A 1786-nucleotide genomic window follows, 5' to 3' on the forward strand; every position below is an offset into this window, starting at 1 on the left:
TCGACCACGGTCGTGTGCGTGCGGCTGCGGGTGGCGATCAGGCCCAGGACGATGCCGAGCGCACCGGCCAGGATCAGGATCCAACCGACCGTGGAGGTCGCGACCATGTCGTCGACGGAGGCCGGCAGGTCGACCGCTCCGGTGACGAGGATCGCGCCGATGACGAGCAGGACAATGCCAACACCAAAACCCATGAGGACTCCTTTGTCGAGGTGATGGGCCGCAGCGGTGCGTGCGCCATCCCTACGACCCTATGCGTCACCTCTGGGCAGACGTGGATCGAGGCGGCCCCGGCGAGGGCGACTGCGGACGGGTCAGGGCCCGGGGGCAGCGACGCTCAGGTCGAAGCTCCGCCCAGCGGCAGGGTCAGTACGGCGTCCCCGCCGCCGCTGATCCGGACCGGGACGCCCCAGTCCTGCTGGTGCATGTGGCACGCGGCACCCCGATCGTCACCGGCGTCGCAGGAGGCGGCGCGCGCGGCGATGTGCAGCACCCCGTTGCCGACGTGCGGGTCGAGGACCAGCTCGCGGGTGAGGTCGGTGCCGCGTCCCTCGCCGCTCCGGAGCAGTCCTGGCGGCGTGGACGTGACGAGCAGCTGCGACGACGGCCCGAACCGGTCGTCCACCTTCTGGCCGGGTGGCGGGGTGAAGGGCACGTCGAGGCGCAGAGTCGCCGCGACCTCGGTGACGGGCCGCTGCGTCGTGTGGCTGAAGTCGTCGGCGGCGACCCGGGCGTCGAGCGGGATCCGCGTGAGTCGGTGGGCTGCGGACTCGACGACGACGAGGTCGCGCCCGTCGACGTACAAGCCGCTCGGCTCGCTCAGGTCGGTGGCGATGGTGGTGAGCTCGCCGTCCGCGAACCGACGGACTGCGCCGTTGTAGGTGTCGGCGATCGCGATCGACCCGTCGGGGAGTACGGCGACGCCGAGCGGGTGTTGCAGCAGGCCGCCGCTCGCCGGTCCGTCGCGGAAGCCGAAGTCGAACAGGCCGGTGCCGACGACGGTGTGCACGTCGCCGTCCTGCACGAAGCGCAGCGAGGAGGTCTCGGCGTCAGCGAGCCAGAGCCGGTCGCCGTCGACCGCGAGTCCGCTGGTCTGGGCGAACCACGCGTCCGCCACGGGTCCGTCGAGCAGCCCTTCGTTGGCGGTCCCGGCGACGACCGCGACGTCGCCGGTGACCGGGTCGTAGGTCCACAGCTGGTGCACACCGGCCATCGCGATCCACACTCGATCTCGCCACCACACGACGTCCCACGGGCTGCTGAGCCGAGAGGTCCCGTCGCCGTCGAACCACTGCCGGCCGTCGCCGGCCAGGGTCCTGACCGCGCCGGTGGCGAGGGACAGACCGGCCAGCCGGTGGCCGGCCGTGTCGGCGACCACCACGTCGTAGTCGACGCCGAGGGAGCCGGGGACGAGGCAGAGCCCGTTGGGCTCGCGGAAGCCGTCGAACCGGCGCTCGACGTCGCCGTCGGCGTCCAGGAGCACCACCGAGTCGTGGCCGGCGTCGGCGACGAGCACCCGGCCGTCGGGCAGCGGGACTGCCATGGCCGGGAACCGGAGGTCGGTGGGCTCGACAACCGGCGGGACATAGGGGGAGTCGCCCGGCTGGAGGGTGCCCTTCGACGCGTGCTCCGACACGAGGGTCGCCAGCAGGGCCGAGATCGCGTGCGCGTGGCCCTCCCCGGCGTAGTGCGCGACGACATAGCCCTCAGGGTCGATGAGCACCAACGTCGGCCAGGCCCGCGCCGTGTAGGCCTGCCAGGTCGTCAGGTCCGGGTCGTCGAGCAC

At 72.5% G+C, this 1786-nt stretch carries 2 protein-coding genes; both read right to left on the reverse strand.

All coding sequences use genetic code 11. The annotated features are described in order from the left end of the window. Nucleotides 1-194, reverse strand: a 194-nt coding sequence (locus RMO85_RS02980) for a DUF6458 family protein (protein WP_310526375.1), incomplete at its 3' end; no start/stop codon positions are given. Nucleotides 195-337: 143 nt separating this feature from the next. Further along, the coding region (locus RMO85_RS02985) for an alkyl hydroperoxide reductase (protein WP_310526376.1) at nt 338-1786 on the reverse strand (1449 nt) is incomplete at its 5' end.

This window comes from Nocardioides sp. (assembly GCF_031422975.1).
Lineage (GTDB): Bacteria > Actinomycetota > Actinomycetes > Propionibacteriales > Nocardioidaceae > Nocardioides.